At 69.8% G+C, this 3422-nt stretch carries 2 protein-coding genes; both read right to left on the minus strand.

Annotated elements, in window-relative coordinates:
* Positions 1–222: 222 nt before the first annotated feature.
* On the minus strand, positions 223–1563 hold the full coding sequence (locus HF577_RS36895; RefSeq protein WP_169400635.1) for a right-handed parallel beta-helix repeat-containing protein: 1341 nt from the start codon (positions 1561–1563) through the stop codon (positions 223–225).
* The coding region (locus tag HF577_RS36900) for a right-handed parallel beta-helix repeat-containing protein (RefSeq protein WP_169400636.1) at positions 1560–3422 on the minus strand (1863 nt) is incomplete at its 5' end. The genes HF577_RS36895 and HF577_RS36900, both read right to left, overlap by 4 nt.

The raw sequence follows: 3422 nt of genomic DNA on the forward strand, positions 1-3422 counted from the left end.
GTGCTCGACGGCGGCGGCGGCGGGGCGGAGGGACCGGCGCACGCGGACGCGATCAGCAGTACCGCCAGTGCCGCGGTCATCGGCATCATCCGCCGCATGGTCACCTTTCCGCTCGCCGGGCCACGCCCCGGTGGTGGCAGGGGAACGGAACGGTGCACCCTCATCGGTCGGTTCGTCCTCCGGGTGGTCGTGGCCGGGCGTTCGTTCCTGACGCGACGCGGACTAGTCCGGCGCATTCTTGATGTCGACGTCCCGGTTGTCGTAGACGCTGTTGTCAGCCGCGGGGCTCGCGGCAGCGACGTTCAGAACGATACCGGTGCGGTTCTCGAAGATGGTGTTCTTCGAGAGTGTGAATCCGCCCTCGGTGTCGACGTAGAGGCCGTAGCGGACGTTCTCCCCGACCACGTTGTCGCGCACAGTGGTGCGTACGGCGTCGCTGACCAGCCGGAGACCGTCCTGCTGGTTGCCGCGCACCTGGTTCTGCTCCACCACGTTGTCCTGTCCGAGCGACACGCCCACGCCGGTCCCGTGGTTGTCGTAGACGCGGTTGTCACGGATCGTGTCGGTCGACGACTCGTTGATGTTGATGCCCTGGTCGGCGTTGCCGAACGACTCGTTTCCCTCCACGAGGTTCCGGTCGGAGTTCAGGTAGAGCACTATCCCGTGGTCTGCGTTGTTGTAGACGACGTTGTCGCGAATGATGCTGTCGGTGCAGTCATCGGCCAGGATGATCCCGTGTTTACCGTTGTCGTGCACACTATTGCCCTCGATGCGCAGATCATGCGATTTCGTGTGCGGGTCGATGGCGTACAGCTCGTTGTCGTAGAACTCGTTGTTCTGCACCACGAGGCCGCCGATCTCGAAGGTGTAGAGCCCGTAGTACAGGTTGGAGACGATGCTGTCGGTGATCCGGCCGCCGGTGCCTGGCAGGCGCCAGGACAGCCCGTACGACTCGACGTCGCTGTAGCCCAGGTAGCGCAGCTCGGCGTGGTCGATCGTCATCTGCGAGCCGTCGCGGGCGAGCAGGAAGCTGCGGCCGTCGGCGTCGTCGGTGTCGACGCGGTTCTGCGTCACGTCCCAGGACGTGACGCAGGTACCGCTGATGTTCAGGCCGCCGCCGAGTGCCCGGACGGACACGAAACCGGCCGGGTCGCTGGTCAGCTTCAGCCAGTGGACGGCCGGCGCGGCGATCTGCAGCGAAGCGCCGGGGAGCACCTGGATGTTCGCGCCGAGCAGCCACTCGCCGGGAGCGACCTCGCGCAGTGCTTCCGGTCGCTTCACCGCCGCGCTCAGATCGGGCAGGGTGACGGCCTCGCCACGATGGAGGGTGATCGTTTTCGTTGCGCTGTCGTACTGGACGTCCAGGCCCGCCGGCACGGTCCGGGCGGTCTGGGCCACCGCAGGCGCCGGTCGGCTGCAGGGTCGTGCCGGATCGACCGCCGCGGTGGCCGGGACCACGCGGCGGACCAGAGGTGGTGGCACAGACGCGGAACAGGCGCTGCCCAGCAGGGCGAACGCCGCGACGACGAGCACGGCACGGACCGCGGTGGACGTCCGGGTCACTGGTCCGGACCCTGATGCGAACCGGGGCCGCTGAGGGAGCTGCCGGCGAGCTGCCTGCCGGCTCTCTGGGGCGGCGGCAGGCGGTGCTTCGGTCCGGGTCGGGGCCGAAGCCGGGCAGCGGTGACGCGCCGTTGCCGGACGGCGTGCACCATCTCCAGCAGGATGGCCAGCAGGATCACGGGCACTCCGATCGCCCCGAGCAGGTTGAGGGGCGGCAGGCTGAGATCGTTGATCCCCTGCTGTCCGACCACGCCGCGGATCGCCTCGAGCGCGTGCACGCGCGAGTTGCTCAGCTGGACGGAACTGCCGGCGGCGGCGTACACCCCGGTGTCGATCGCGTCGACGCTGACCCGGTCGGCGCGGACGGATCCGGTCGATCGTGAGTAGATGCCCTGCCGGACGGAGCCGATCGACGTGCCGGAGATGCTGGTGGCCGCGGCGGCGTCGATACCCGTGCTGCCACCGACGATCCGGCCGCCCACGATCCGGGTGTCCGGAGTGAACGTCCGCACCCCGTCGGACGCGACGTGGTTCACCGTCATGTCGGTCACGACGACCCCACTCGTCCCTTCCGCCGTGACGATCCCGTCGTGCCCGTGGTTGACGAGGACGCCCGTGATCGCGACGTCGCTCGCGCCCCGTTCGACCCGCACGCCGGTGCGGGAGTCGTCGACCTGCACGGCGTCCAGCTGGACCTGGTGCCCGCCGACCGCGATGCCTGCGACCTCGGCGCCGGTGAACGTGGACTCGCGCACATCGAGACCGTGGGTGGTCTTCTCGATCACCATGCCGCGGAGGCCACCGGTGCTCCGCATCCGGTCGACCACCGTGCCGTTGCTGTCGACGTGGATGAACAGACCGATCGGCTGGTCGGTTGCGGTGAAGTCGGTGATGACGGAGTTGGTCGACCGGCTCAGATGCATCCCTCCGCCCTTGTCGGATGCGGTCGTGACCCCGGTGATCCGCGCGCCTTGTTGCCCGACGACGGCGACCCCGTAGTCGCCGTTGCCGGTCGTCGAGACGCCGGTGACGGGGCGGCTCGAGCTCACGCCGGTGACGAGTACCCCGCTTCCACCGTTGCCCGTCGCGCGGATCCCGCTCATCGTGGTACCGCGGTCGCCCCTCAGGACGACCCCGTCCGTCATCGAGTCGCTCGCGGTCACGTCCTGGAGCTGCACGCCCACCGATCCGGAGAGCTCGACGCCGGTGCTGTTGCGGGCCAGCGTGGTGCGGATCAGTGAGCCACTGCTGTCGGGGTTGAACAGCACGCCGGCCCGGCCCTGAGCGGTCCCCATCGGCTGCGTGCCGAGATCGCTGATCGTGGTGTCGGTGGCCTCGAGCCTGCCCCCCGCCGAGACCACGATGGCCGGTCGACCGGCCGCCGTGGGTGGCAGCGGCTGCTGGGAACCGGGCTCGGCGGAGGTCACCGAGACGCCACGCAGGATGAGCCGGCCACCACCGGTGTAGAGCGAGGCGGCGTCGCCCGGCGTCGCGCCACCGACCAGCTTCAGGGTTCGCACGTCGCCGCCGGAGTCCAGCACCGCGCCGGGGGTCAGGACCACGGCCGCGCTGAGCGCCGCCGTGTTGCCGGCGACCGTCAACCAGGAGCTGGGCAGGTAGCGGTCGAGCGTGCTGATGACGGCGTGACCGGGAAAGGGTTGTCTTCTCATGAGCTGCCCGTCAGCGACCAGGTCGATGTTGTCGGGCCGGAGGATGACCATCCGGCGCGGCTGGCCGTGGGACTCCCACGATGCCCGGACACTGGCGGCATCCGCTGCCAGCTCGGCGGCTCTCCGGGCCGCATCGGTCCGGGTGTTCGGCTGGGCCGGGGCGGCCTCGGTGGGCGAGGGGCCCGGCAG

It is taken from the genome of Pseudonocardia xinjiangensis, from assembly GCF_012911925.1.
Classification (GTDB): Bacteria; Actinomycetota; Actinomycetes; order Mycobacteriales; family Pseudonocardiaceae; genus Pseudonocardia; species Pseudonocardia xinjiangensis.